Below are 23,266 nucleotides of genomic sequence, written 5' to 3' on the forward strand. Positions count from 1 at the left end.
GCAAATTCTATTTGATTATTTCTACTTCTATTACACGTGCCGTTTCTATTCGAATAGCCACATGCGAACCATTAATATTCAAATATAAAGGATCTCCGAACGGAGCAATTTGAAGCAATTCGACCATGTTACCTGGCAAGCAACCCATTTCTAATAATTTCAACGGAACTAAATCAATATCAAATTCTTTGATAATGGCTTTTTCGCCTTTTTTCAGGGTGTGGATAGAATGTTTCAAGTTTATTTAGATTGAATTAATATTGCAATATTAATCATTTAATATTGATTTAAGGCGGTTTTCCCCTATGGTTTCAATGTTTTAAGATATAATTCACATATAGGATTGGCTCTGCTAAAAGTTAAATGAAAACCATTTATTCAGAGATTTAACGATTTTGAAAGAAAATTTAAAATCGAAAAGTTATTCGGTACACAAAAAGTTAATATCTTCTATAAGTTTTTGAATATCTTCTTTTTTGGTTCCGTCATAAAAACCACGTACGCGTCTTTTTTGATCTACCAAAACAAAGTTCTCTGTATGCACCATATCGTACAATTGATCAGGTCTTCCTAGTTTTACAGCCAAATATGATTTACGAGCCATGGTGTAAATTTCTTTTTTGTCACCAGTAACCAGGTTCCATTTACTATCTACAACACCGTTTTTTACAGCATATGCTTTTAGAACAGGAATACTATCGGTTTCTGGAAATACAGTATGCGAAAGCAACATTACTTTAGGATTATCTAAAACTGCTTTTTGAACGTCGGCAAGATTTGCTGTCATTTTAGGGCAGATAGAACCACAAGTAGTGAAAAAGAAATCGGCTACATATATTTTTCCATCATAATCTTTTTGTGTAATTGTATCACCATTTTGATTTACAAAGGAGAAATCGGCAATTGTATGGTACTTGCTTTTGTATTGCATGGTGCTATCAACCAGTTCTGGATTTACATCGGCTGGATTAAAAATAGGCAATGTTTTCTTCGGTTTTAATGCTGAATAAAACAACGAAATTGTAACGGCTGAAAATACGAATAGGACCAAGAAAAATTTCCTGTACTTGTAGAGTAAAGATTTCATAAACAAAATTTGGTGCAAAAGTACAAAAACCTCTTTTTAAATACGGTAACATTGTTTTTTTTAACCAAATTATAGGATGTGATTTCTGCCAAGAAGATAAGAATGTATTGTAATATTTATTGATTTGTTATGAAACAACTAAAGATTTCCGGTTTTTGAAACTAAAAATCGTACAATCGTTAACATTTTATTCAAAATAATAACGATATGTTTGTGAATACTAAACTTAAAAACAAATATGAAAAAACAAGTTAATAGACATTTGTTGTTTGCAATTCCTGCAATGTTAGGATTTGCAATGTGTCAAGCTCAAAGCATGGCGCCAAAAACATCAGGCATTGATGTTTCTTTAATGGATAAAAATGTTAAACCAAGTCAGGATTTCTTTAGATATGTTAATGGAACCTGGCTGGATAAAACCGAGATACCTAGTGATAGAAATGCTTGGGGAAGTTTTAATGAACTACGTCAGAAAACAGACAATGATGCTTTGGCAATTTTGAAAGAAGCTTCAAAAAGTCAAAAATATAAATCGAATACAGATCAAGGAAAAGCAATCGCTCTTTTTAATACAATCTTAGATACAGTTGGAAGAAATAAGAGAGGAATTACACCGCTGCAACCTTACTTAAAGAAAATTGATGCGATTAAAAATGTAGCCGATTTACAGAATTTCTTGGCAGAAATGGAATCTCAGGGAGGTGTTGGTTTCTTTGGATTTTATATAAGTGCTGATAAAAAGAACAGTAATGTAAATGCTATTAGTTTAAGTGTAGGTCGATTAGGACTGTCGGATAAAGATTATTATGTATCTGAAGATAAGGATTCTAAAGAGAAGCGTGCTAAGTATGAACTCCATATTGCAAGAATGTTGCAATTAATAGGAGAGACTCCGCAAAAGGCTAAAGAAAATGCTACTCAAGTCTTAGCTTTAGAAATAGCTATGTCTGCACCAAGATTAGACCGTGTGGAACGTAGAGACGGAAGATTGCAATATAATCCTACGGCTGTTGCAGATCTTAAAAAGATGACTCCTGCAATACAGTGGGATAAATACCTTACAGGTATAGGAATGGCAAAAGTAGATACGATTATTGTAACGCAACCTCGTTACATGAAAGCATTACAAACCATTTTTACCGAAAATAAAGTAGGTGCTTGGAAAGAATATTTAAAATGGAGTATTTTAAATAAAACATCTTCGCAGTTAACTACTCAAATAGAAGATGCTAGTTTTGATTTTTACGGAAAAACATTAACAGGAGCTATAAAGCAACGTCCTGCAGAAGAAAGAGCACTTCAGGTAATAAACCAAGTGGTTGGAGAATCTTTAGGTAAACTATATGTTGAAAAAATGTTTCCAGCTGAAGCTAAAGTAAAAGCTGAAAAAATGATTCAGAATGTAGTTTTGGCGTACCAAAACCGTATTACTGATTTGCCATGGATGTCAGCAGAAACTAAAACTAAAGCAATTGAAAAACTGAATAAAATTGCCATAAAAATTGGTTATCCTGACAAATGGAAAGATTACAGCGAGTTGGTTATTAAAGATGTGTCCGAGGGAGGAAGTTATTTTGATAATAGCATCAACCTGGCTAAATGGAACTATAATCAAGATATTGCTAAATACAAAAAGCCAGTTGATAAAACAGTATGGGGAATGTCTCCGCAAACTGTAAATGCGTATTACAACCCATCGTATAACGAAATTGTATTTCCGGCAGCTATCTTACAACCTCCATTTTACAATTATCAAGCAGATGAAGCTGTGAATTATGGCGGAATCGGTGCAGTAATTGGTCATGAAATTTCTCATGGTTTTGATGATTCGGGTGCGCGTTATAATGCAAACGGTAATCTAGTTGACTGGTGGACAGCAGATGATTTAAAACAATTTACAGCTTTAGGAACTGCATTGGCAAACCAATATAGTGCATTAGAACCTTTACCTGGAATTCACGTAGACGGAAAGTTTACCTTGGGTGAAAACATAGGCGATTTAGGTGGTATTAATGCTGCTTATGATGGATTGCAATTGTATCTAAAAGCCAATGGAAACCCTGGATTAATAGATGGTTTTACACCAGAACAACGTTTCTTTATATCTTGGGCAACAGTTTGGAGAACTAAGAGTCGTGATGAAGCAATAAAAAGTCAGGTTAAAACAGATCCACACGCTCCAGGAATGTACCGAGCTTATGTGCCGTTACAAAATGTAGATGCTTTTTATAATGCATTCTCTATAAAACAAGGAGATGGTATGTATATAGAACCATCAAAACGAGTTAAGATTTGGTAAAATAAAAATACAAAAACGGCTGTCTTTAATAAGGCAGCCGTTTTTTATTTAAGTATTAAGTATTAAGTGCTTAAAATCTATTTTTCTTAAATATGAATATTAGGAAAAGGCTTTCGATACTAAAGGTAAAATCTAAGAAGTCTAAGAATCTAAGATAGTCTAAGAATCTAAGATAGTCTAACAAATCTAACAATCTAAGAAGTCTAAACAGTCTATTTCTTTATCTTCCTAATAGAAGAGTTTACTAAATACAAACCAATTAAAGTAACCAAAACTCCTATGACAATGGCGAGAGTAAGCGTTTCGTCAAAAAGGATGAAACCCAATAAAATGGCAACAATAGGATTAATGTAGGCATAAATACTACTAACTTCTTTTGGTAAATGCTGCAATGTATAGATAAAAGCAATAAAGGTTAAAACCGACCCGATAATTACCAGATACCCAATAGACCACCAAGAGGAAGCAGGGATTTGATTTAGAGGAATATTAGTTCCAGTTGTTTCGGTTATACCAAAAAGAATACAGCTCGAAATAAGCATTTGTAATCCTAAACTAAAATAAGGATTAAAACTAGCTGCTTTTTTCATGGTATGTAAAATCCCGAAAGCCCAAGTTATAGTTGAAGCAACGGATAAGAAGATTCCGAATTGGAATTGAGGGTTTAAGAAATCCGAGAGGTGGTCTATAAAAATGATACAAACCCCTACAAAACAAATTAAGATTCCCGCAACGGCAAGTCGGGCAATGCGTTCCCCTTTAAAAAAACAAATAACCACAATCCATATTGGGAAAATAGCACCAATAATGGCACCCAAACCACTGCTAATATATTTTACGCCCCAAGTGCTTAAACCATTACTGCAAACAAAATTTAAGATACTTAAAACCAGGATAGTTTGCCATTGTTTTCCTTTTGGCCAAGGTGCTTTCTTGAGTATAAAATAACCAACATATAAAATTCCGCCCATAAACTGTCGGATAGTTGCGAGTTGCAACGCCGGCATATGTTTTACGCCTTCTTTGGACGCCAGCCATGTTGTTCCCCAAAAAAAACTAACCCAGCATAAAGCAAGTATTGGTAAACCAATAGATTCTACTTTGTTAGAAAATGCCTGCTGAATTTTAGCTCTCACGTACTGATCGTTTTATGATGTAAATATTCAGAAATAATTTTGAATTAATATCATAAAATTGCTTTTTTGCTTACATTTTTTAATCTAAATATGTAACAAAATTCCAAAAGACAGACCAATCGATTACAAACTTAAATCTAACAAAAATTAACATTTTATTCAAAATAATAACAATAAGTTTGTGAGTAACTATAAAACCTTATTTAAAAATGAAAAAGAACAATAGTAAGAATTTGCTATTTGCAATACCGGCAGTGTTAGGTTTTGCAATGTGTCAGGCTCAAAGTCAGGCGCCTTCGGCATCTGGAATTGATGTATCCTTAATGGATAAAAAAGTTAAGCCAAGCGAAGATTTCTTCCGTTATGTAAATGGAACTTGGTTAGACAAAACTGAAATTCCTAAAGACAGAACTACATGGGGAAGTTTTAATGAATTGCTGAAGAAAACAGATGCAAATTCGTTAGCTATTTTAAAAGAAGCATCGAAAGATCCAAAATACAAATCGAATACGGATCAAGGAAAAGCAATAAATCTTTTTAACGCAATCCTGGATACAGTTGGAAGAAACAAACAAGGAATCACGCCTTTAAAACCATATCTTAAAAAAATCGACGCAATAAAGAATGTTGCGGATTTAGAGAAGTTTTTAATTGAGACTGAACCTATTGGCGGAATTGGATTTTTTGGAGTATACGTAGGAGCTGATGAAAAAAATAGTACTAAAAACTCTGTAAGTCTTGGTTTAGGTAGATTAGGTTTACCGGATAAAGATTATTACACATCTGAAGAAAAAGATTCTAAAGAAAAACGTGAAAAATATGTACTTCACGTAGCTAGAATGTTGCAATTTATAGGAGAAACTCCTGCAGCTGCAAAACAAAATGCTGAGAAAATATTAGCATTAGAAATCGAAATGTCTAAACCAAGATTAGATAGAGTAGAACGCAGAGATAGCAGATTACAGTACAATCCAACTTCGATTGCTGATTTGCAAAAAATGACACCAGCTATTAACTGGAAAAATTACCTTACAGGAATTGGAATGGCTAAAGTGGATACTGTTATTGTTCTGCAACCAAGATATATGAAAGCTATGGAAACTATTTTCAAAGAAAACAATATAGCAGCTTGGAAAGAATACATGAAATGGTCTTTATTAAGTGCATCATCATCACAATTATCTACTGATATTGAAAGTGCAAACTTTGATTTCTACGGAAAAACTTTAACTGGAGCGATTAAGCAACGTCCACGTGAAGAAAGAGCGCTTCAGGTTGTAAACCAAACTATTGGTGAAGCTTTAGGTAAATTATATGTAGAGAAATTATTTCCAGCTGAAGCTAAAGCAAAAGCAGAGAAAATGATTCAGAATGTAATTTTAGCTTACCAAAACAGAATAAACAATTTAACTTGGATGTCTGCTGAAACTAAAGTTAAAGCGATTGAGAAATTAAACAAGATTACTATAAAAATTGGATATCCTGATAAATGGATAGACTACTCAGCTTTAGAAGTTAAAAGTCTTGCTGAAGGCGGAAGCTATTTTGAAGACATGAAAAACTATTCTAAATGGAGTTTCAATAAAGGACTTTCTGATTTACCTAAACCTGTTGATAAAACAGAATGGGGAATGTCTCCACAAACGGTAAATGCATATTACAACCCATCGTATAACGAAATTGTATTCCCTGCAGCTATTTTACAACCTCCTTTTTATAACTACGAAGCAGACGAAGCTGTAAATTATGGTGGAATCGGTGCTGTAATCGGTCATGAAATTTCTCATGGTTTTGATGATGCTGGTGCTCGTTATAATGCAGAAGGAAACCTTGTTGATTGGTGGACAGAAAATGATTTGAAAGAATTTACAAAATTAGGAACTGCTCTTGCAGATCAATATAGTGCATTAGAGCCACTTCCGGGAGTTCACGTAGATGGTAAATTTACTTTAGGTGAAAACATTGGAGATTTAGGTGGAGTAAACGCTGCTTACGATGGTTTACAATTGTACTTAAAAGCAAATGGTAATCCAGGTTTAATCGACGGATTAACTCCAGAGCAACGTTTCTTTATTTCTTGGGCTACGGTTTGGAGAACTAAAAGCCGTGATGAAGCTTTGAAAAATCAAGTAAAAGTAGATCCGCACTCTCCAGGAATGTACCGTGCGTATGTGCCTATCCAGAATATGGATTCTTTCTATGAAGCATTCTCTATTAAAAAAGGAGATAAAATGTACATAGAACCAGAGAAAAGAGTTAAAATCTGGTAATATCAAGTTTATAAAAAAAAGGGGCTGCTTTATTAAAGTAGCCCCCTTTTTTTTTGAGGTTCTAAGGTTCTAAGGTTCTAAGGTTCTAAGTGACAAAGGTTCAAAGGTTTTGTTTGCGCATAAAGTTACCACAAACTTGTCATTCCTAGGAACGAGGAATCTCCGTTAGTTGCTACATAATCTTTGTCGAGTTACTCGTAGAGATTCTTCCTTCGTCAGAAAGACAAGTTTGAGGTTGTTTTGTGAGTAATTAATAACACATTACAAACATTGCCAACGGTTTCAACCGTTGGAGCGCAATGTATTATTTGGAATGCATTATCTCATAATCGGTAGCCCATGGTTGAAACCTTGGGTTATGGTTATGTAGACAATCTTGTCATCCCGAAGAATTGAGGGATCTCCGTTAGTTGCTCCACAATCTAAGGAATAAGATGTATTAGTTACTTGCAGGGCTCCGCCTCACATACGTTCACATTATGGAAAACCTATATTACGTAGACGCACTGCGGTGCGTCTCTACAGAAAACCTTTGCGTCTTTGAACCTTTGTTTCTTAGCACCTCAGAGCCTTTGCACCTTTTCAAAACAATAATCGAGTACCGTTTCTATTTTAGCACTCGAAATAACCTTTTTAAAGCTTTCTTTTTCATGATTGAACTTAGGAGGAGTTAATTCTTTTTCGATTGCTTTTTGGGTGTAATATTCCTCACGGGAAGGATGAAAAGGGGCAACGCCATTAAAAGTTTCATTCCATGAGTCGGATTCTATAATTTTTAGGATGATACCAATACAATCATCCTGATGAATAAAGTTGATAGGTGCATCGGGGTTTTCGACATTCTCTTTTCCAGATAGAAATTTAATAGGGTTTCGGTCTTCGCCAATTAAACCTCCAAAACGAAGAATTGTAGTTTTAAAATTGGTATTGCTCTGCAAAAGGCCTTCGGCAAGTATTAGTTGTTTACCACTTTCGGTATCGGCATCCGGTTTTGTTTCTTCGGTTATTAATAAATTACTTTCCCCATAAACAGATGTCGAACTTATAAAAAGTACTTTCTCGATGGTTGATTTTTCGATAAACGGAATCAGGAAAGCGATTTTATCTACAAAGCTTTCTGCGTTTTCGCCACGTAACTTGGGCGGAATATCGATAATAAGAATTGTGCTTTCATTTAAAAAAGCTTCAACTTGTCCTGATGTACTTTTGCCGAAAGGCGGATTCTCTTCGTTATGATTGATATTTATTAAAAAAGGATTAATCCCGGATTCTTTTAATATCGATATTTTTTCTGTTGAGGTTGTAGATCCGTTTACCAGAAAACCTTTTGTAATCATGGCTTTCGCCAAAGGAAATCCCAACCATCCACAACCTAAAATACTAATTTTTGTCATTTTGTTTTCTTGTAATCAGTGTGTGATTTTATTCTTTAAGTTGGTTTTGCCTTTATACTATCCTTAAATTGTCTCGCAAAGCCGCAAAGTTTTATGTCGATTAGCTACACTTATATTTACTTATATCACTTATATGGTTAACTTTTTTCGGATTCTAGCTATATGTTACAAAATTAAAGAAAAACGAACTTTATCTTTTCCGTTTGCACCAATACGGTTATAAAATTTTATTGCTCTGGTGTTAAATGTCGGCGTTTGCCATTGTATGTTGATGCAGTTTTTCTCAATCGCAATTTGCTTAAGCTTTTCTATGATGGCTTCGCCAATTCCAAATCCACGGGTAGAATCCTCAAGAAACAAACAATCCATGTACATAAAATCGGCTGCATCCCATGTAGAATAATCGAAAGTGTACGTTGCATAGCCAATAATCGCTGCATTTAATTCGATAATTAAGCAATATAATTTTGGATTGTCGGCAAACAAAGCGAGTTTTAATTTGTCTTCTTTCCCTTCAGAGGTAAAAGCTGCTTTCTCGTATTCGGCATGTTTCTGGCACAAGTCGATTAGTTTTGTTAAGTCGTTTGTGTTGCAATCTCGTATTATAAATTCCATTGATGGTGAATTTCGGTTTGTAAAAATTCTATAAAATGATTAAAATAGTCTGGATATTCTTTACTTTCTCTAATAGCAATGAAATGTTTTCTTTTTAAGCCATTTTTACCAATTTTTACCGCTTTTAACGGGCTGTTTTTTAAATAAGGCAACAATGCCCATTTTGCCATCGACATAACGCCCATATCAGCTTTAATCATTTCGATAGAAGCTTCGGTAAGAGGCAATGGAGTTATTTTTCGGGGAGTTACTTTGGCAGGAACCAAAAGCATTTGATGAATTGTAACACTTTCTATCGGTAGCGAATGAATGATTAAATGTTCATTGATAAAATCTTCGGCTACAACATATTTTTTATTTGCCCAGGAATGATTTTCAGATACAACCATTACCATTTCATCCTGAAAAAGTTCCAGGTATTTTATTCTGTCATCTTTTATAATGTCACTTACAATACCAATGTCTATTACATTATCAAGCAATTTCTGAACGGGTTGTTGCGTGGCTTCGGTTACAATTTTGAGTTCAATATTTGGATATACAAAGTGAAATTGCTTTAAAACGGAAGGCAACCAATGATAGCTGGAAAAACATTCGGTACTAATACGGATTTCTCCATACTCGCCAAAAACCATTTGTTTGATTTCTTGCTCAGTTTCTGATATTTTGTCCAGAATCTCATTAGAAATTCCATATAGTTTTTCACCAGCTTTAGTTAAAACCAGTTTTTTGTTTGCTCTCAGGAATATCTTGGTTCCTAGTTGATATTCTGCCTCCTTCAGTTGGTGGCTTAATGCCGATTGAGTGAGATGTAGTTTATCAATAGCCTTGGTAATACTTCCTTCTTCGACAATTGCTTTTATCAATCGTAAATGTCTTATTTCCATTTTTGAGCGTTGTTTACACAAAGGAACAAAAATTTATACTTGCATTTGCATGAAAAAAAGTAATGCAATACATGAATTCTTTTCGTTTTTATTACAGTTGTTGTTGCTCTAATTTTGGATTGTTAAATAACTAATAACGATACTATAATGGAAGATCAAATTAAACATTATGAAAACAAACTAGCATTTGAAATGGATCCATCAGATTTATTCGATGCTTTAAACGTTGGTGATAAAGTTGTTGCACTAGATGCCCGAAAAGCTTTTGGATTTGAAGCCGAGCATATACCGGGATCAATTAATATTCCGCATCGCGAGATGACAATCGAAAACACGAAACATCTGGATAAAGAAATTTTATATGTAACCTACTGCGATGGCATTGGTTGCAATGCATCGACAAAAGGCGCTCTTGCCATGACCCGATTGGGATTTAAGGTAAAAGAATTAATGGGAGGAATCGAATGGTGGAAATTTGATGGTTATGCTACCGAAGGCACAAATGGAAAACAAACAGGATTGAAAATTGAATGTGCTTGTTAAGAATAGCCCTTCTGTTTTAGTCTTCTGGCACAAAAATAAGAAAGACACTATAATGCTTTGGCAAATAAATCTCTCGCAAAGACGCAAAGCCACAAAGCCAAAAAGAAACCAAATGCAAGCTTTGCGACTTTGCGACTTTGCGAGAAAATGATTCTCATAATTAATAAAAAACACATTTAATCATAATGGAAAAAAGTCCAGATTATAAATTATTCCTCTGTTTAGCGACAGTTGGGATTGTATGGGGAACAACCTTTTTAGGAATCAGGGTTGCGGTGGAAACGATTCCGCCTTGGTTTGTAACCTCTATTAGGCAGGGATTGGCAGGATTAATAGTAATGGTTATTTTACTATTTAAAAAAGAATTAAAATGGATTGGCTGGACAAATTTCAGGCATCAGTTAATTCCATCTTTATTAATGATTGTTATTGCAAATGGGTTTACAACAATTGCCGAACAAACTTTACCAAGCGGACTCGCATCGATAATGAGCGCGCTTTCTCCCATACTTATTTTTGTTGGTAGTGTTTTCGTTGGATTGCAAAAAGCGAGTTTAAAAGGTTTTGTAGGTGTTATAATAGGATTTTCGGGAGTCGTTTTTATATTTAAAGACGGACTTGGGGCTTTTTTAGATTCTAATTACCAACACGGACTTATATTTATAAGCATGGCAATTTTTGGTTGGGCATCGGGAACGGTTTATACCAAAGCCCAAGCGCATAAATCGAATACGATTGCACTCAATTTGTTTTACCAATTTGCAATTGCGACTTTGGTTCAGCTTGTTTTGGCTTTTATCTTTTCTCCTAATCCAGATATAAGTTCATGGAGTTTAAGAAGCTTTTCTGCAGCTTTATATTTGTCAGTTTTTGGTTCCGTACTCGCATTCTTCTCTTACCATTATGCGATAAAGCGAGTAACGGCGGTTCAAATTTCTATTTTGTCTTATATCAATACTATAATCGCAGTTTTCTTGGGTTGGTTGTTACTAGACGAAGTAATTACGGTTGATTTTATCATTGCTACAGCATTGATTATTTTGGGAGTTTTTATCATCAATTATAAAAAGAAAGAAAAACCAATAACAATACATGAAGAATGTTTACTTGTAGTAAACAAAAATCCCAAACTATCAGTTTGATAATTTGGGATTTGTTTTTTGTGTAAACCTTGTATTATTGCGGTGTGATTGCAGTTGGTCTTAAGCTATCTTTTACAACTTTTGAACTGTCTTGAGCAACAGTTGTTGTTTCGGGAGTGTCTAAAACTACTTTCGAAGGTTTTATTTTTTCTTTAATTACAACAGCATCGTTTAATACAAAAGGAGTTGGCATCATCCAGGAAGCTCTTTTCTCGACCTTAAGTAATGGATTAGTCAATAAATCAAACGAACTTTCTATTAAAGTCATATCGAAAACAGTTTTTGCATCAATACTAAATTGCATTACAAGCGGTTCATTGTTCACTACATAATAACTTAAAACTTTAGCGCCTTTTCGTTCCAGTTGGCTTCCTTTTTGTCCAAGAGGTGCCGTACCGTTAGCTTTAAAATTATTGAAAGCCATTTTTGGATCTCCAAAAATATCATAACGATTTACGTTTCTGTTAGGCGTAATTTTAATTTTTAAGAACCGTGTATTTCCTCTCACGCTATCTTGTAGAAAAGCGATTGTAGGTTTTGCCAATGCTATTTTTGGAGCATCTGCACTATAAGTAAACCCAGAGCTGTATTTGCTAAATAGCGGAAGGTTATTTAAGGCAATAGCATCTTTTGGGTCTTGCCCTAAATATTTTTGAGTCCATTCGTCTAGATTAACATCATAAGTTGTCCATTTAGACTTGTCTGTATCTGCATTATATACATACAACAAACTATTCGATTTTGCCTTGCCATTTTCATATCCAGAAGTATAACCGCCCCAGGCAAAACAGCCAATCGAAGCGATAAGAAAGAACAATGCCCAAATTCCTTTTCTTATAAATGTACCAAAAATAGGAAGTAATAACCCGAAAGTTAGTGCAGTAAGAATTGCACTTCCAAAAAGTACTTTTAATCCTAAACCTATTGGGAACATTTGGATAAAAGGCGCAATAATCAACAAAGCAGGAATGCTGAATAATAGACTAACGAATAAATTTACTCTTTGAGTAATTATATAAGCTGCAAATAAGATTAACCCAAAGTAAACAGGAATGATTAAAAATCCTGCACCTTTTAAACTATTTGCCAGTAAACCATTAATAACAATCCATAAAAATAAAGGAGCTACATAATGACTAATTGTAACTTTTGTATCAGAGAAACTATTGTAAAATGAAAAACAAATAGCGATTGTCAATAAGACAAAGGCAGAAATGTAAGCATGACCGTTATACGTAAAACCGTTTAGCAAGTCGTTATACTGCGGATAAATTTGTAATATTAACTTCCAGCCCAAAAAAGTAACAAGTCCGGCAACAATTATTGCTCCAAGCAAAGGGATAAAACCTCTAAACATGTCACTAAATGTGATAATCCTTTTTGCTTTTCCTATAAAAATCAAGAATATAAAAAGACCCAATGCAATAAGAGTCATTGGTAAAACCCATGAAAAAGGATAATTTATAAACGTAAACGGAATGGTGAAATAAACAAAATCCTCAGTAGTTGGAGCATGATTTAAGTCGCTGTTAGAGAAGTATTTTAGTAAAGGCATTAAGTAACTACCCTGGTGTGTTAGGCTAGTTTTGTTTAAATGAGCAAGGTCATCTTGTTGCGTATGATAATTAAAATGATCATCTATAAAAGCAAAATTAAAACCTTGAATATTGCCTTGTTCTCTAAAAACAGTTAAATCAGTATCATTAGGTAACATCTTATAAATGCTGTACATAAGTGAGTTCGATACAGGATAAGTAGTTTCAGCTTCGGCAAATTCTTTAACCATTTCAGCATTTCCGCTGTTAGTTTCCATTAGCATATAACTTGGTCCAGACGTACCACGAGCTTCAAAGTTTATAACCAAACCTACATCTTTAGCCCATTTATGTTGTGTTACAAAAAGAGCAGCACCGTTTAAACCTAATTCTTCGGCATCGGTAAAAAGGATAATAATATCATTTTTATGTTTTTCTTTACTGTACAAAAAGGCGCGAACACCTTCTAGAATCGTTGCAACACCTGATGCATCGTCGCTTGCACCATGCGAAAAAGAATGCGGAGCACTATCATAATGAGATAATAATAACAACGCTTTGCTATTGTTAGACCCTTTTATGCGGGCCATAATATTTTTAGATTTTACCAGATTTCCCCAGTCACTCATTGTAAAACCTTCCTGAACAGAAGTTTCAAGACCTAGTTCTTTAAGTTCAGATTCGATATATTGTGCTACTATTTCATGATTTGCCGAACCAACATAATGTGGTTCCTGAGCAATTTCTTTAACGTGAGCCAAAGCTCTATCGGTCGAAAATTCGGCAAGAGCTTCTTCACCCTTAGAAACCCATTGCGGTTTAAGAGTGACATAAACAAAAGCTAGTACGGCAAGTATGCCTAGAATAGATAAGATGGAGGGAATGGTTTTTTTCATGTGGTATTTTTGGGGGGCTAGAGTTCTTTTTTAACAAGCAAATAATAATCGTTTTCCAAAGAACGGTATCCTTGGTCATATAAAAAATAGTAGGTATTTCCGGTTTTAGTGTCCATAATATTGGTAAAAAAATCAAAATCAAAACCCTTACTAAGCATTTTATCTCTAGTAGCTTTTGATTTTCCGTCGGGATTTAACTCCAATAATATGCGATAGTTTTTGCGTAATTTATTATTTACGTTACGCATAAAATTAGTACTATCCTTGTTTATTTTATTATTATAGGCATTCCGACAACTGTCTGAGCAGAATTTTTTATCCTCTCGACCTACAATTTTTTCAGAGCATTCCAAGCATGTTTTCATGGATTCACTTTTTTATATTAAACAGCTCAATTACTTTGTTATTATGAGCGAGTCAATAGCTTTTATTTGTTAACATCGTTCCTGCTTTCGCCTTTATCTCTCCACTACGTTACGAGGATATCGGCTCTATCAGGGCTAATGGGGATAATTGTTTTTCTTACCAATCCCGATATTCTTATGGATTTAATTTCTTAATTTCATATAAATCATGTCGGCGGTCTTTTAAAATTCGCACGCTACCATGCTCATGAATATCTTTTAGCAAATCCAGATCCACATCTACAATCAATGTCATTTCCGTATTAGGAGTTGCCTCAGCCTTAATTCCGTTACTAGGAAAAGCAAAATCCGAAGGCGTAAAAACAGCCGCCTGCGCATATTGTATATCCATATTATTCACCTTTGGCAAATTACCCACACAACCCGCAATAGCAACATAACATTCGTTTTCTATCGCTCTGGCTTGTGCACAATGTTTTACCCTAACATACGCATTTTGTGTATCGGTTAAAAAAGGAACAAACAAGATATTCATACCCTCGTCAGACATAATTCTTGAAACCTCAGGAAACTCAACATCATAACAAATCAGGATTCCTATTTTGCCACAATCAGTATCAAAGGTTTTAATCTCCGAGCCACCTTTCATTCCCCAATGTTGTACTTCGTTGGGAGTTATGTGTATTTTGCTATACATTTCGGATGTTCCGTCACGTTTGCACAAAAAACCAACATTATATAAATTACCGTTTTCCATATACGGCATACTACCAGTAATAATATTGATGTTATAAGAAATAGCAAATTCCTGGAAACGCTTACGAATCGGGTCCGAATGTCTGGCTAATTCGCGTATAGCTTCGGCTTCAGATAAATGATTATAATCCGCCATAAGAGGCGCAATAAAGAGTTCAGGGAACAAAGCAAAATCACTTCCATAACCCGAAACTACATCTATAAAAAATTCCGATTGTTCAAAAAGAGCTTCTATATTATTAAGTTGGCGCATTTGCCATTGAATCAATCCAAGTCGGATAATGCTTTTGTCGAGATTAATTAATTTCGGACTTTCATCATAATAAACATTATTCCATTCCAGAAGCACAGCAAATTCCATCGAAGCTTCGTCGCCTTCCAAATAATTTTTCATGATTCGGATAACGTGGAAATCATTACTTAACTGAAACGAAAGTACAGGGTCGTGTAGTTCTTTATGTTTTACTTTATCAATATAATTTTTCGGACTTAATTTCTTGGCGTGTTGTGCGTAATTCGGAATTCGACCAGCAAAAACAATTGCTTTTAAGTTAAGTTGCTCGCATAATTCTTTTCTGGCATCATATAAACGTCTTCCTAAACGTAAACCACGATAATTAGGATGAATAAAGACATCAATCCCGTATAAGATTTCTCCGTTTTTATTATGGGTCGAAAACGTATAGTTTCCTACTACCTGGAGATAATTATGTTTTTTATCAACTAATTTTTCATCGACAATCAGCGATAATGCTGACCCAACCACTTTTCCATCAACAAGAATCACTAATTGACCTTCAGGAAAAATTTCGAGTAATTTCTCAATATGCTCTACCCTCCAGTAAGAATCGGCCATGGCAGGATAGGATTCTACCATAGAGTTTTTCAACTGTTTGTAGTCCTCAAATTCTAAATTTCGTAATTCTACTTTATTGATTTTGGCCTGCATAATGTGAGATTTTCCTCAAATATAATGAATTATTCCCATTTACAAACGCTTACAAGTAGTTACAACCGAAAGTAAATAGTTACCAACCGATTAACGATACCTACTTGTCGCAACTTTGCCTTGTTGATTTGAGAGACATATCAATATAAAATATTTAAAACATACACGCCATGAGTACATTAAGAAACAAAGTACAGTTAGTAGGAAACGTAGGAAACGATCCAGAAATTAAAAACCTTGAAGGAGGTAAAAAGTTAGCCAATTTAGTAATTGCTACAAATGAAAGATACACTAACGACAAAGGAGAAAAAGTAGAGCAAACCGAATGGCATCGTCTTATTGCCTGGGGTAAGACTGCCGAGATTATCGAGAAATATGTTGTTAAGGGAAAAGAAATTGCTATTGAAGGAAAATTAACCCACAGAAGCTACGATGATAAAAATGGAGAGAAACGTTTTATAACCGAAGTCGTTATAAACGAACTACTTTTATTAGGAAACAAATAGATTACCCATTTATTACTTTAAAGTCCCATGAAACGATTTTCATGGGACTTTTTTTAGCTCTAAATTCTGTTTATCATTTCAGAAAACTTTTTAAACAAAATACTACATCAAATACTACATCTATGACTTTTTTAGAGACAAATTTTAATCATTTCTTTCCATTTACCTGAAAAAAGAGAAAACCACTAATCTGGGATAAATCGTACATATAAAATAAGGATTATAGTTTACATAGCGATTAATTCGCTTTTATTAAGGTTTCATATTTAAAAATGAAACGAAAAAAGCAATTTTTTTGACGTTCCATTTTATAAAATGAAACGAAGGATAGCTCATCTTAGACATGTTGCTCTTTTTTAATATTTAATTTTGATTGCCTTATGATAATTTTAAGAAAATTCTTGTTTCAGATTTTTCAATGAATTGCAAACTAGTAATGTATGTTTTTGGTTTTATTATTTAGGTATCTAACGATAGATGTAATAGTAAACAGGATTTTACAAAAGCTTAAATGCGATGAATGAGAAATCAAAATCAAGAATTAATAATCAAAATAGTAGTAGGCCTTATTTAAGCATATACAAGTTTATTTATATACGCTTTTATGTAACCAATTTTTACTAAGGTTACAAAACGATGATATTAAAGAAGTAAAATAAATGTTGAACATATTTATCCCTTAAGTGACTTGTTAAATAGGGCTTAGGTTCACATTTTTAGTATTTATAAAGCAACAAGGATTATTAACAAATTTTATTATTATGAAACAATTATTTAACAAGTGTGGATTAAAAGGCGCAATATTAGTTTTTGCGGCAGGATGTCTTGCAGTTCCCCAGCTGGAAGCCCAAAACAGTAAAAAACCGAATATCCTCGTTATTTGGGGAGACGATATTGGTATTAGCAACATCAGTGCGTATAGCAACGGGTTAATGGGATATAGAACTCCTAATATTGATCGTATTGCAAAAGAAGGAGAACTTTTTCTTCAATATTATGGAGAACAAAGTTGTACTGCCGGTCGTGCAGCATTCTTAACGGGACAACATGGTATTCGTACCGGATTAACCAAAGTAGGTTATCCAGGAGCACCAATGGGTATGAGTCAACTTGATCCATCTATTGGAGGAATCATGAAAAATTTAGGATATGCTACAGGGCAATTTGGTAAAAACCACGTTGGGGATCGTAATGAGAACCTACCAACAGTAAATGGTTTTGATGAATTTTTTGGAAATCTGTATCACTTAAATGCTGAAGAAGAACCAGAATTGCCGGATTATCCTAAAGACCCTGCCTATTTGGCAAAATTTGGACCTAGAGGTGTTTTAAAATGTACAGCTACAAATTCCGATGATGGCACTGTTGATCCACGTTTTGGAAAAATTGGAAAACAAAGAATCGAAGACACAGGACCACTTACTAAAAAAAGAATGGAAACTGTAGATGACGAAACATCTGCTGCTGCAATTGATTTTATAAAAAGACAAAATGCAGCGGGCAAGCCATTTTTTGTTTGGTGGAATGGTACACGTATGCATTTACGTACACACGTAAGACCAGAACATAGAGGTAAATATACGCATGGAGATAGTGAGTATAATGATGGTATGATCGAACATGACATGACTGTTGGAGAACTTTTAAAAGCGTTGGATGATTTAGGAATTGCCGATAATACAATTGTGATGTACTCTACAGATAATGGACCTCACATGAATTCATGGCCAGATGCAGCAATGACACCATTTCGTTCTGAGAAAAATACCAACTGGGAAGGGGCTTTTAGAGTTCCATGTATGATACGTTGGCCAGGCGTTATCAAGCCAGGGACTGTAAGTAATGAAATTGTATCTCATAATGACTGGATGCCAACATTTGCTTCAATTGCAGGTGAGCCAGATTTAACAAAAAAAGCTTTAACTGGATATAGTGCCAATGGTAAAAACTATAAAGTGCATTTAGATGGATTTGATCAATCCGCTTATTTGAGAGGAACTACACCTAAAAGTGCCAGAGACAAATTCTTTTACTCTGATGATGACGGATTATTGGTAGGACTGCGTCAGGGGGATTATAAGTTTGTTTATGCTGAGCAACGTATGATAGGAACAATGGGGGTGTGGGCAGAACCATTTACCAAATTGCGTTTGCAAAAAATATTCAATTTATATCAAGATCCATATGAAAGAGCCGATTTCACTTCTAACACCTATTGGGACTGGATTTTGAATCATGTTCAATTGGCATATGGAAATATTGCAGAAGTTGTAACATTTGCTGAAACTTTTGAGCAATTCCCTCCTCGTTCTATACCACCAAGTTTCTCTGCGGCAACTATTATGGAAGAAGTATTACAGGATATCAAATTGAAAAAATCGATACAAAAAGACACGCAAGCTGCAAAGAAAAAATAGTATAAAGAGAGATTGGGTCTATAATGACCCAATCTTTTATAAACGTAATACCCCAGATTATGTATAAAAAAATATATGTATTACCCTTATTCTTATTCCTACTAGTTTCTTGTAAGAACAAAACAGAAGATGCAACTGCGGTTGGGACTTCGGATAAAACAGAAGCAGTTGCAACAAGTGGTGATCCGTTACCAAGTTGGAATGATGGAAAACTAAAAAAAGACATCATAGCTTATGTTGAGAAAGTAACTAAGGAAGGAAGTCCCGACTTTATTCCAGTTGAAAGCAGAATTGCAACTTTTGATAATGATGGAACACTTTGGGCTGAAAAGCCATATGTTCAGGAATTGTTTGCTTTTTACCGTGTTAAAAAAATGGTAGAGGCAAAACCAGAATTGGCTAAAGTGCAACCTTTTAAAGCTGTTGTTGAAAAAGACAAAGATTTTTTTGCCAAAGGAGGAGATAAAGCACTTATAGAACTGGTTGCTGCAACCCATACGGGTATGACCGAAGACCAATTTGAGAGTTCTGTTAAGGAATTTTTTGCTGGAGCAACCTATCCAGGAAAAAATGTTCCGTTGAAACAAATACGCTATCAACCACAATTGGAGTTATTGAACTACTTACGCGCTAATGGTTTCAAAACATTTATTGTTACAGGTGGAACTATAGAATTGGTTCGTGCAATCTCAGCCGATTTTTACGGGATCCCTAAAGAACAAGTTGTTGGTACTTCTTTCAAATACAAATTTGATGGTGCAACGGGTAATATTACCCGTGAACCTGCTCTTGATTTATTGAATGATAAAGAAGGTAAGCCAGTTGGAATCCAATTGCATATCGGGCAACGACCTGTATTTGCTTGTGGTAACGAAGGTGGTGCTGGAGATATCGCAATGCTGAAATATACCCAAGGTAACAAATACCCATCTTTTCAATTATTAGTAAATCACAATGATTCGATAAGAGAATATAGTTATCAGGAAAAAGATAATGCATCATTGAATGCTGCTGCAAAAAATAACTGGCATGTGATAAACATGAAAGAAGACTGGAAGAAAGTTTTTGCAGACAAATAAGTATTGGTTTTGGTTAGGTTTTAAAGCGATACAGCTTTTTTGTTTGTTTAAAAGCTGTATCCTTTAATAAGTACAATTAAGGACATTTTAAAATCGTATATATGAAACGTTTTACCCCATTTCTAAAACTTAAATCAGCATTTATTGTAGTTGTTATTTCCTTAACTCATTTTACAGCAAATGCACAGGAAGAAAAAGCAGGAGCAAGTGCACAGGAACTTGCAGATAAATTGGCTAATCCAGTTGCGAGTCTTATAAGTGTTCCATTGCAAAATAATCTTAATTATGGTATTGGTCCTTATAATGGATCTAAATATACAGTTAACGTACAACCGGTAATTCCTTTTAAATTAAGTGATAATCTAAACTTAATTACCCGTTATATAGTTCCAATTGTAGATCAAAGAGATATTACAGGAGAAAATACCCATCAATTTGGGTTAAGTGATGCAACCGTAACCGCTTTTTTTGCACCCAAAAGTGAGAAGATTATATGGGGAGTTGGTCCAGCCTTTTTAGTTCCAACCGCAACAGATAAGTTTTTAGGAACGGAGAAATTCGGGATAGGACCAAGTCTATTAATAATGCATCAAGGAAAAGGACTTTCGGTAGGTTTTCTTGCCAACCAAATATGGTCGGTAGCAGGAAATGAAGACCGTGCCGATTTTAATGAATTCTACATACAAGCTTTCCTTTCTCATAGTTTTAAAAGTGGTGCCAGTTTAGGCGCAAATGTAGAAGTAACCCAAAACTGGGAAGGAAAAACAACAATGATATCTTTCAATCCTTCGATAGGAGCGGTAACAAAATTAGGAAGTCAAGTCGTTCAATTTGCTTTAATGCCATTAATCCCAATAGATGGCCCGTCAGAATCTAAACCAGATTGGGGACTAAGAGCAGTATTGGCTTTTGTTTTTCCAGGATCATAAAATCATTTTAATTTTTTACTTGAAAGATAATATCAGAGAAAAAAGAATTCAACTGGTTGCCTACTCCGGCAGATGCATTCTATTATTTAATCCGAATTTATGGTCCAGACGAATCGATATTAAACGGTACATGGAAAGCTCCGCAGCCAGAACTTGTGAAATAAAACGAAGATAGATTAAGTGTTTTTTTAAATTATTGAAAACTAATTGAGTAGTTGTATGAACATAGCCAATTTTTTGAAAACCATAAGTTTTATAATCGTATTTACTTTTTTGGGTAGTGTAAAAACAAATGCTCAAAAAATGGAGCAGAATGTTGCAGCATGGGTTGGTTACGAAATGTATTTACCATTTAAAGAAGATGGAAGATGGGGATTGCTGTTGGAAGGATATTCAAAAGGAAATCAATTTGTATCCGAACTTCAGGGATCTTTTTACAGAGCAGGAGCCAATTATTATCTTAAAAACGGAAACCGATTAGGAGCTGGTATTGCCTATCAATGGGATTTACCTTATGACGAGATTTCATTACCATACAATAATCCAGATTATAGAATATACGAGCAATTTATTTGGCGTATAGTAAAGAAAGAAGGAAAAGAAGTCTGGTCACAACGTTTTAGGATGGAACAACGATGGTTAGGTAGAAAAGACGATCCAAATAGCACAAGCGACCATTTTGATTATTACAAATTCGAAAATACGTTACGATACCAAGTACGGTATCAATTATGGTTTAAAGAACGATGGGCAGCAGTCGTTTATGATGAGGTTCATATAAGAACCAATGCAGCAAGTAGCGATGAGAATTACTTAGATCAAAACCGATTGTATTTAGGAACTGCTTACAGTCTTGACAAACGGAGAGAAATACGATTGGAAGTAGGATATATGAATCAGATTTTCTGGAAATCGTCCGATACCGAAAGTGGGCTTAGCAGAATGAATCATACTATTAGGATTACGCTTACAACTGATTTGCCTTTTAAACGAAAATAAAAATTAGAAGCTATGATTGATGAATCCAAAGAAACCAACGAAAACATATTTGATTCTGGAATATCAAAAGCAGAGCGATTTGCCGAGGGAAAAGCAATTCGTAAAACTACACCGCGCTCCATTCATAGCGAGTGGAAACCCGCCAAAGATAGAGAAGATCCTGTTGCTATATTAATTAATACAAGTGTAGGAAGAGTCGAAAGTCTATTACCTATTAGATATAGTAGGATGATGGAATCTCCATTTTCCTTTTATAGAGGTGCAGCAGCAATTATGGCAGCCGATTTAAAACAGTCCCGCACAACAGGAATAGAACTTCAGCTTTGCGGAGATTGTCATTTAATGAATTTTGGAGGATTTGCAACTCCCGAGCGTCAGTTAGTTTTTGATATTAATGACTTTGATGAAACACTTCCTGGTCCATGGGAATGGGATTTAAAACGACTTGCAACCAGCTTTACAATTGCAGCAAGATGGAAGAATTTTTCTCCAAAAATAAGCAAAGAAGTAGCTCGACTTGTTGCCGAGAGTTACAAAAAACACATGCTTGAATATAGCAAATTATCAGCACTACAAATATGGTATGCTCATATTGATTTAGCCGACTTGATAGAATTAGGAAGTGATGATGAAATAAAGCAGTTCCAGAAAAAAAGACTAAAAAAAGCGGCTGAATATACTGCCCATGAAAAAGAGTTTGCCAAACTCACGTATCAAGAAGGAAAACGGGCTCGTATTAAAGATGAACCACCACTTATTTATCACCTAACGGGCGAAGAAGGCGAAAATATGCTGAGACAAGCAGAGGCAGTTCATAAAAAGTATATAAAATCATTATCTGAAGATAAACGAATACTCCTAAACCGATATTCAGTACATGATATTGCCATAAAAGTAGTAGGCGTAGGAAGTGTAGGAACGCTTTGCGGAATTAGTCTGTTAATGTCGGGAACTGGCGAACCGATTTTTTTACAATTTAAAGAAGCTAGGCAAAGTGTATTAGAACCTAATTTAAAAACCAAAAGTATTTATAAACATCAAGGAGAACGTATCGTAATGGGACAGAAGTTAATGCAGTCAGCATCGGATATGTTTTTGGGATGGACGGATGGAGAAAGTGGGAAGTTTTTTTACATACGACAACTCCGTGATGCCAAGGTTAAACCAGTTCTTGAGGTTATGAAAGCCAAAAATCTTATGGATTATGCCAAAGCATGCGGATGGGTATTAGCAAGAGCACATGCACGTTCGGGAGATGCTTCGGTTTTATCTGGTTATATGGGTAAAAACAAAGAATTTGCCAATGCGATTGCCAATTTTTCGGTTTCCTATGCCAATCAAAATGAAGCAGATTATAAGAAAATGTTAGAAGCTGTTAAAAGCGGAAGATTACCGATACCAATGGAAAGTTAATTTAATAAACAAATAAGAAACAAACGTATGAAATGAGCATGACCTTAAA

The 23,266-nt window shown here is 34.7% G+C and carries 19 protein-coding genes; 10 read left to right on the forward strand and 9 right to left on the reverse strand.

The annotated features are described in order from the left end of the window. Positions 1 to 7: 7 nt before the first annotated feature. On the reverse strand, positions 8 to 238 hold the full coding sequence (locus SHI72_RS12210; RefSeq protein WP_035618447.1) for a FeoA family protein: 231 nt from the start codon (positions 236 to 238) through the stop codon (positions 8 to 10). Positions 239 to 421: 183 nt separating this feature from the next. After that, positions 422 to 1,087, reverse strand: a complete 666-nt coding sequence (locus tag SHI72_RS12215; protein WP_039113533.1) for an SCO family protein — start codon at positions 1,085 to 1,087, stop codon at positions 422 to 424. A gap of 238 nt (positions 1,088 to 1,325) precedes the next feature. Between SHI72_RS12215 and SHI72_RS12220 the strand changes: the two genes are divergently transcribed. Then, positions 1,326 to 3,386 carry a M13 family metallopeptidase gene (locus tag SHI72_RS12220; protein ID WP_323490116.1) on the forward strand — a complete coding sequence of 687 codons (2,061 nt, stop codon included), beginning with the start codon at positions 1,326 to 1,328 and terminating at the stop codon, positions 3,384 to 3,386. 212 nt (positions 3,387 to 3,598) lie between these two features. Here SHI72_RS12220 and SHI72_RS12225 read toward each other — a convergent pair whose 3' ends face one another. Further along, complete coding sequence (locus SHI72_RS12225) at positions 3,599 to 4,522, reverse strand: DMT family transporter (protein WP_323490117.1); 924 nt, start codon at positions 4,520 to 4,522, stop codon at positions 3,599 to 3,601. 209 nt (positions 4,523 to 4,731) lie between these two features. Between SHI72_RS12225 and SHI72_RS12230 the strand changes: the two genes are divergently transcribed. Beyond that, positions 4,732 to 6,792, forward strand: coding sequence for a M13 family metallopeptidase (locus tag SHI72_RS12230; protein WP_086894729.1), 2,061 nt, complete (start codon positions 4,732 to 4,734; stop codon positions 6,790 to 6,792). A 563-nt stretch (positions 6,793 to 7,355) separates the two neighbouring features. Here SHI72_RS12230 and SHI72_RS12235 read toward each other — a convergent pair. The 3 genes from SHI72_RS12235 to SHI72_RS12245 all read right to left on the reverse strand — a co-directional run bounded on the left by SHI72_RS12235 (position 7,356) and on the right by SHI72_RS12245 (position 9,688). Continuing rightward, positions 7,356 to 8,186: an SDR family NAD(P)-dependent oxidoreductase gene (locus SHI72_RS12235; RefSeq protein ID WP_323490118.1), complete on the reverse strand. Its 831-nt coding sequence runs from the start codon at positions 8,184 to 8,186 to the stop codon at positions 7,356 to 7,358. Positions 8,187 to 8,351: 165 nt separating this feature from the next. After that, entirely contained in the window at positions 8,352 to 8,801 is a 450-nt protein-coding gene (locus SHI72_RS12240) for a GNAT family N-acetyltransferase (RefSeq protein ID WP_323490119.1), read from the reverse strand. Continuing rightward, positions 8,789 to 9,688, reverse strand: coding sequence for a LysR family transcriptional regulator (locus SHI72_RS12245; protein ID WP_086893749.1), 900 nt, complete (start codon positions 9,686 to 9,688; stop codon positions 8,789 to 8,791). The genes SHI72_RS12240 and SHI72_RS12245 overlap by 13 nt, the downstream gene beginning before the upstream one ends. A gap of 147 nt (positions 9,689 to 9,835) precedes the next feature. On the opposite strand from SHI72_RS12245, the gene SHI72_RS12250 reads away from it, so the two are divergent. Both SHI72_RS12250 and SHI72_RS12255 read left to right on the forward strand, forming a co-directional pair. Continuing rightward, a complete protein-coding gene (locus SHI72_RS12250) occupies positions 9,836 to 10,231 on the forward strand; it encodes a rhodanese-like domain-containing protein (RefSeq protein ID WP_323490120.1) in 396 nt (131 codons plus the stop codon). Positions 10,232 to 10,416: 185 nt separating this feature from the next. Further along, complete coding sequence (locus SHI72_RS12255; protein ID WP_323490121.1) at positions 10,417 to 11,373, forward strand: DMT family transporter; 957 nt, start codon at positions 10,417 to 10,419, stop codon at positions 11,371 to 11,373. A 34-nt stretch (positions 11,374 to 11,407) separates the two neighbouring features. Here the strand turns inward: SHI72_RS12255 and SHI72_RS12260 are convergent, their stop codons facing one another. The 3 genes from SHI72_RS12260 to SHI72_RS12270 all read right to left on the reverse strand — a co-directional run bounded on the left by SHI72_RS12260 (position 11,408) and on the right by SHI72_RS12270 (position 15,874). After that, positions 11,408 to 13,804, reverse strand: a complete 2,397-nt coding sequence (locus tag SHI72_RS12260) for a M20/M25/M40 family metallo-hydrolase (protein ID WP_323490122.1) — start codon at positions 13,802 to 13,804, stop codon at positions 11,408 to 11,410. Positions 13,805 to 13,821: 17 nt separating this feature from the next. Beyond that, a complete protein-coding gene (locus SHI72_RS12265; protein ID WP_323490123.1) occupies positions 13,822 to 14,169 on the reverse strand; it encodes a hypothetical protein in 348 nt (115 codons plus the stop codon). A gap of 175 nt (positions 14,170 to 14,344) precedes the next feature. Next, a complete protein-coding gene (locus SHI72_RS12270) occupies positions 14,345 to 15,874 on the reverse strand; it encodes a bifunctional GNAT family N-acetyltransferase/carbon-nitrogen hydrolase family protein (protein WP_039113549.1) in 1,530 nt (509 codons plus the stop codon). 170 nt (positions 15,875 to 16,044) lie between these two features. Here SHI72_RS12270 and SHI72_RS12275 point away from each other — a divergent pair, with 170 nt between their 5' ends. From SHI72_RS12275 to SHI72_RS12300, 6 genes are all read left to right on the forward strand, one after another. After that, a complete protein-coding gene (locus SHI72_RS12275) occupies positions 16,045 to 16,380 on the forward strand; it encodes a single-stranded DNA-binding protein (protein WP_086893753.1) in 336 nt (111 codons plus the stop codon). A 761-nt stretch (positions 16,381 to 17,141) separates the two neighbouring features. Further along, the gene (locus SHI72_RS12280; RefSeq protein WP_039118648.1) at positions 17,142 to 18,797 is read left to right on the forward strand and encodes an arylsulfatase; all 1,656 of its coding nucleotides are present in this window, start codon (positions 17,142 to 17,144) and stop codon (positions 18,795 to 18,797) included. 59 nt (positions 18,798 to 18,856) lie between these two features. Then, entirely contained in the window at positions 18,857 to 19,876 is a 1,020-nt protein-coding gene (locus SHI72_RS12285) for an HAD family hydrolase (protein WP_323490124.1), read from the forward strand. 101 nt (positions 19,877 to 19,977) lie between these two features. Further along, entirely contained in the window at positions 19,978 to 20,805 is an 828-nt protein-coding gene (locus SHI72_RS12290; RefSeq protein ID WP_323490125.1) for a transporter, read from the forward strand. A gap of 219 nt (positions 20,806 to 21,024) precedes the next feature. After that, entirely contained in the window at positions 21,025 to 21,804 is a 780-nt protein-coding gene (locus SHI72_RS12295; protein WP_323490126.1) for a DUF2490 domain-containing protein, read from the forward strand. A 12-nt stretch (positions 21,805 to 21,816) separates the two neighbouring features. After that, positions 21,817 to 23,217, forward strand: coding sequence for a DUF2252 domain-containing protein (locus tag SHI72_RS12300; protein WP_323490127.1), 1,401 nt, complete (start codon positions 21,817 to 21,819; stop codon positions 23,215 to 23,217). Positions 23,218 to 23,266 lie beyond the last annotated feature (49 nt).

The organism is Flavobacterium sp. PL02 (assembly GCF_035013205.1).
In the GTDB taxonomy this organism is placed as follows: Bacteria; Bacteroidota; Bacteroidia; order Flavobacteriales; family Flavobacteriaceae; genus Flavobacterium.

Excerpts from the sequence above, each read along its gene's own strand:
- SHI72_RS12250 (WP_323490120.1), top strand. The coding sequence starts at position 9,836 with ATGGAAGATCAAATTAAACATTATGAAAACAAACTAGCATTTGAAATG.
- SHI72_RS12300 (WP_323490127.1), top strand. The coding sequence starts at position 21,817 with ATGATTGATGAATCCAAAGAAACCAACGAAAACATATTTGATTCTGGA.
- SHI72_RS12265 (WP_323490123.1), bottom strand. The coding sequence starts at position 14,169 with ATGAAAACATGCTTGGAATGCTCTGAAAAAATTGTAGGTCGAGAGGAT.
- SHI72_RS12280 (WP_039118648.1), top strand. The coding sequence starts at position 17,142 with ATGAAACAATTATTTAACAAGTGTGGATTAAAAGGCGCAATATTAGTT.
- SHI72_RS12275 (WP_086893753.1), top strand. The coding sequence starts at position 16,045 with ATGAGTACATTAAGAAACAAAGTACAGTTAGTAGGAAACGTAGGAAAC.
- SHI72_RS12270 (WP_039113549.1), bottom strand. The coding sequence starts at position 15,874 with ATGCAGGCCAAAATCAATAAAGTAGAATTACGAAATTTAGAATTTGAG.
- SHI72_RS12295 (WP_323490126.1), top strand. The coding sequence starts at position 21,025 with ATGAACATAGCCAATTTTTTGAAAACCATAAGTTTTATAATCGTATTT.
- SHI72_RS12255 (WP_323490121.1), top strand. The coding sequence starts at position 10,417 with ATGGAAAAAAGTCCAGATTATAAATTATTCCTCTGTTTAGCGACAGTT.
- SHI72_RS12290 (WP_323490125.1), top strand. The coding sequence starts at position 19,978 with ATGAAACGTTTTACCCCATTTCTAAAACTTAAATCAGCATTTATTGTA.
- SHI72_RS12285 (WP_323490124.1), top strand. The coding sequence starts at position 18,857 with ATGTATAAAAAAATATATGTATTACCCTTATTCTTATTCCTACTAGTT.
- SHI72_RS12220 (WP_323490116.1), top strand. The coding sequence starts at position 1,326 with ATGAAAAAACAAGTTAATAGACATTTGTTGTTTGCAATTCCTGCAATG.
- SHI72_RS12245 (WP_086893749.1), bottom strand. The coding sequence starts at position 9,688 with ATGGAAATAAGACATTTACGATTGATAAAAGCAATTGTCGAAGAAGGA.
- SHI72_RS12260 (WP_323490122.1), bottom strand. The coding sequence starts at position 13,804 with ATGAAAAAAACCATTCCCTCCATCTTATCTATTCTAGGCATACTTGCC.
- SHI72_RS12230 (WP_086894729.1), top strand. The coding sequence starts at position 4,732 with ATGAAAAAGAACAATAGTAAGAATTTGCTATTTGCAATACCGGCAGTG.
- SHI72_RS12215 (WP_039113533.1), bottom strand. The coding sequence starts at position 1,087 with ATGAAATCTTTACTCTACAAGTACAGGAAATTTTTCTTGGTCCTATTC.
- SHI72_RS12235 (WP_323490118.1), bottom strand. The coding sequence starts at position 8,186 with ATGACAAAAATTAGTATTTTAGGTTGTGGATGGTTGGGATTTCCTTTG.
- SHI72_RS12240 (WP_323490119.1), bottom strand. The coding sequence starts at position 8,801 with ATGGAATTTATAATACGAGATTGCAACACAAACGACTTAACAAAACTA.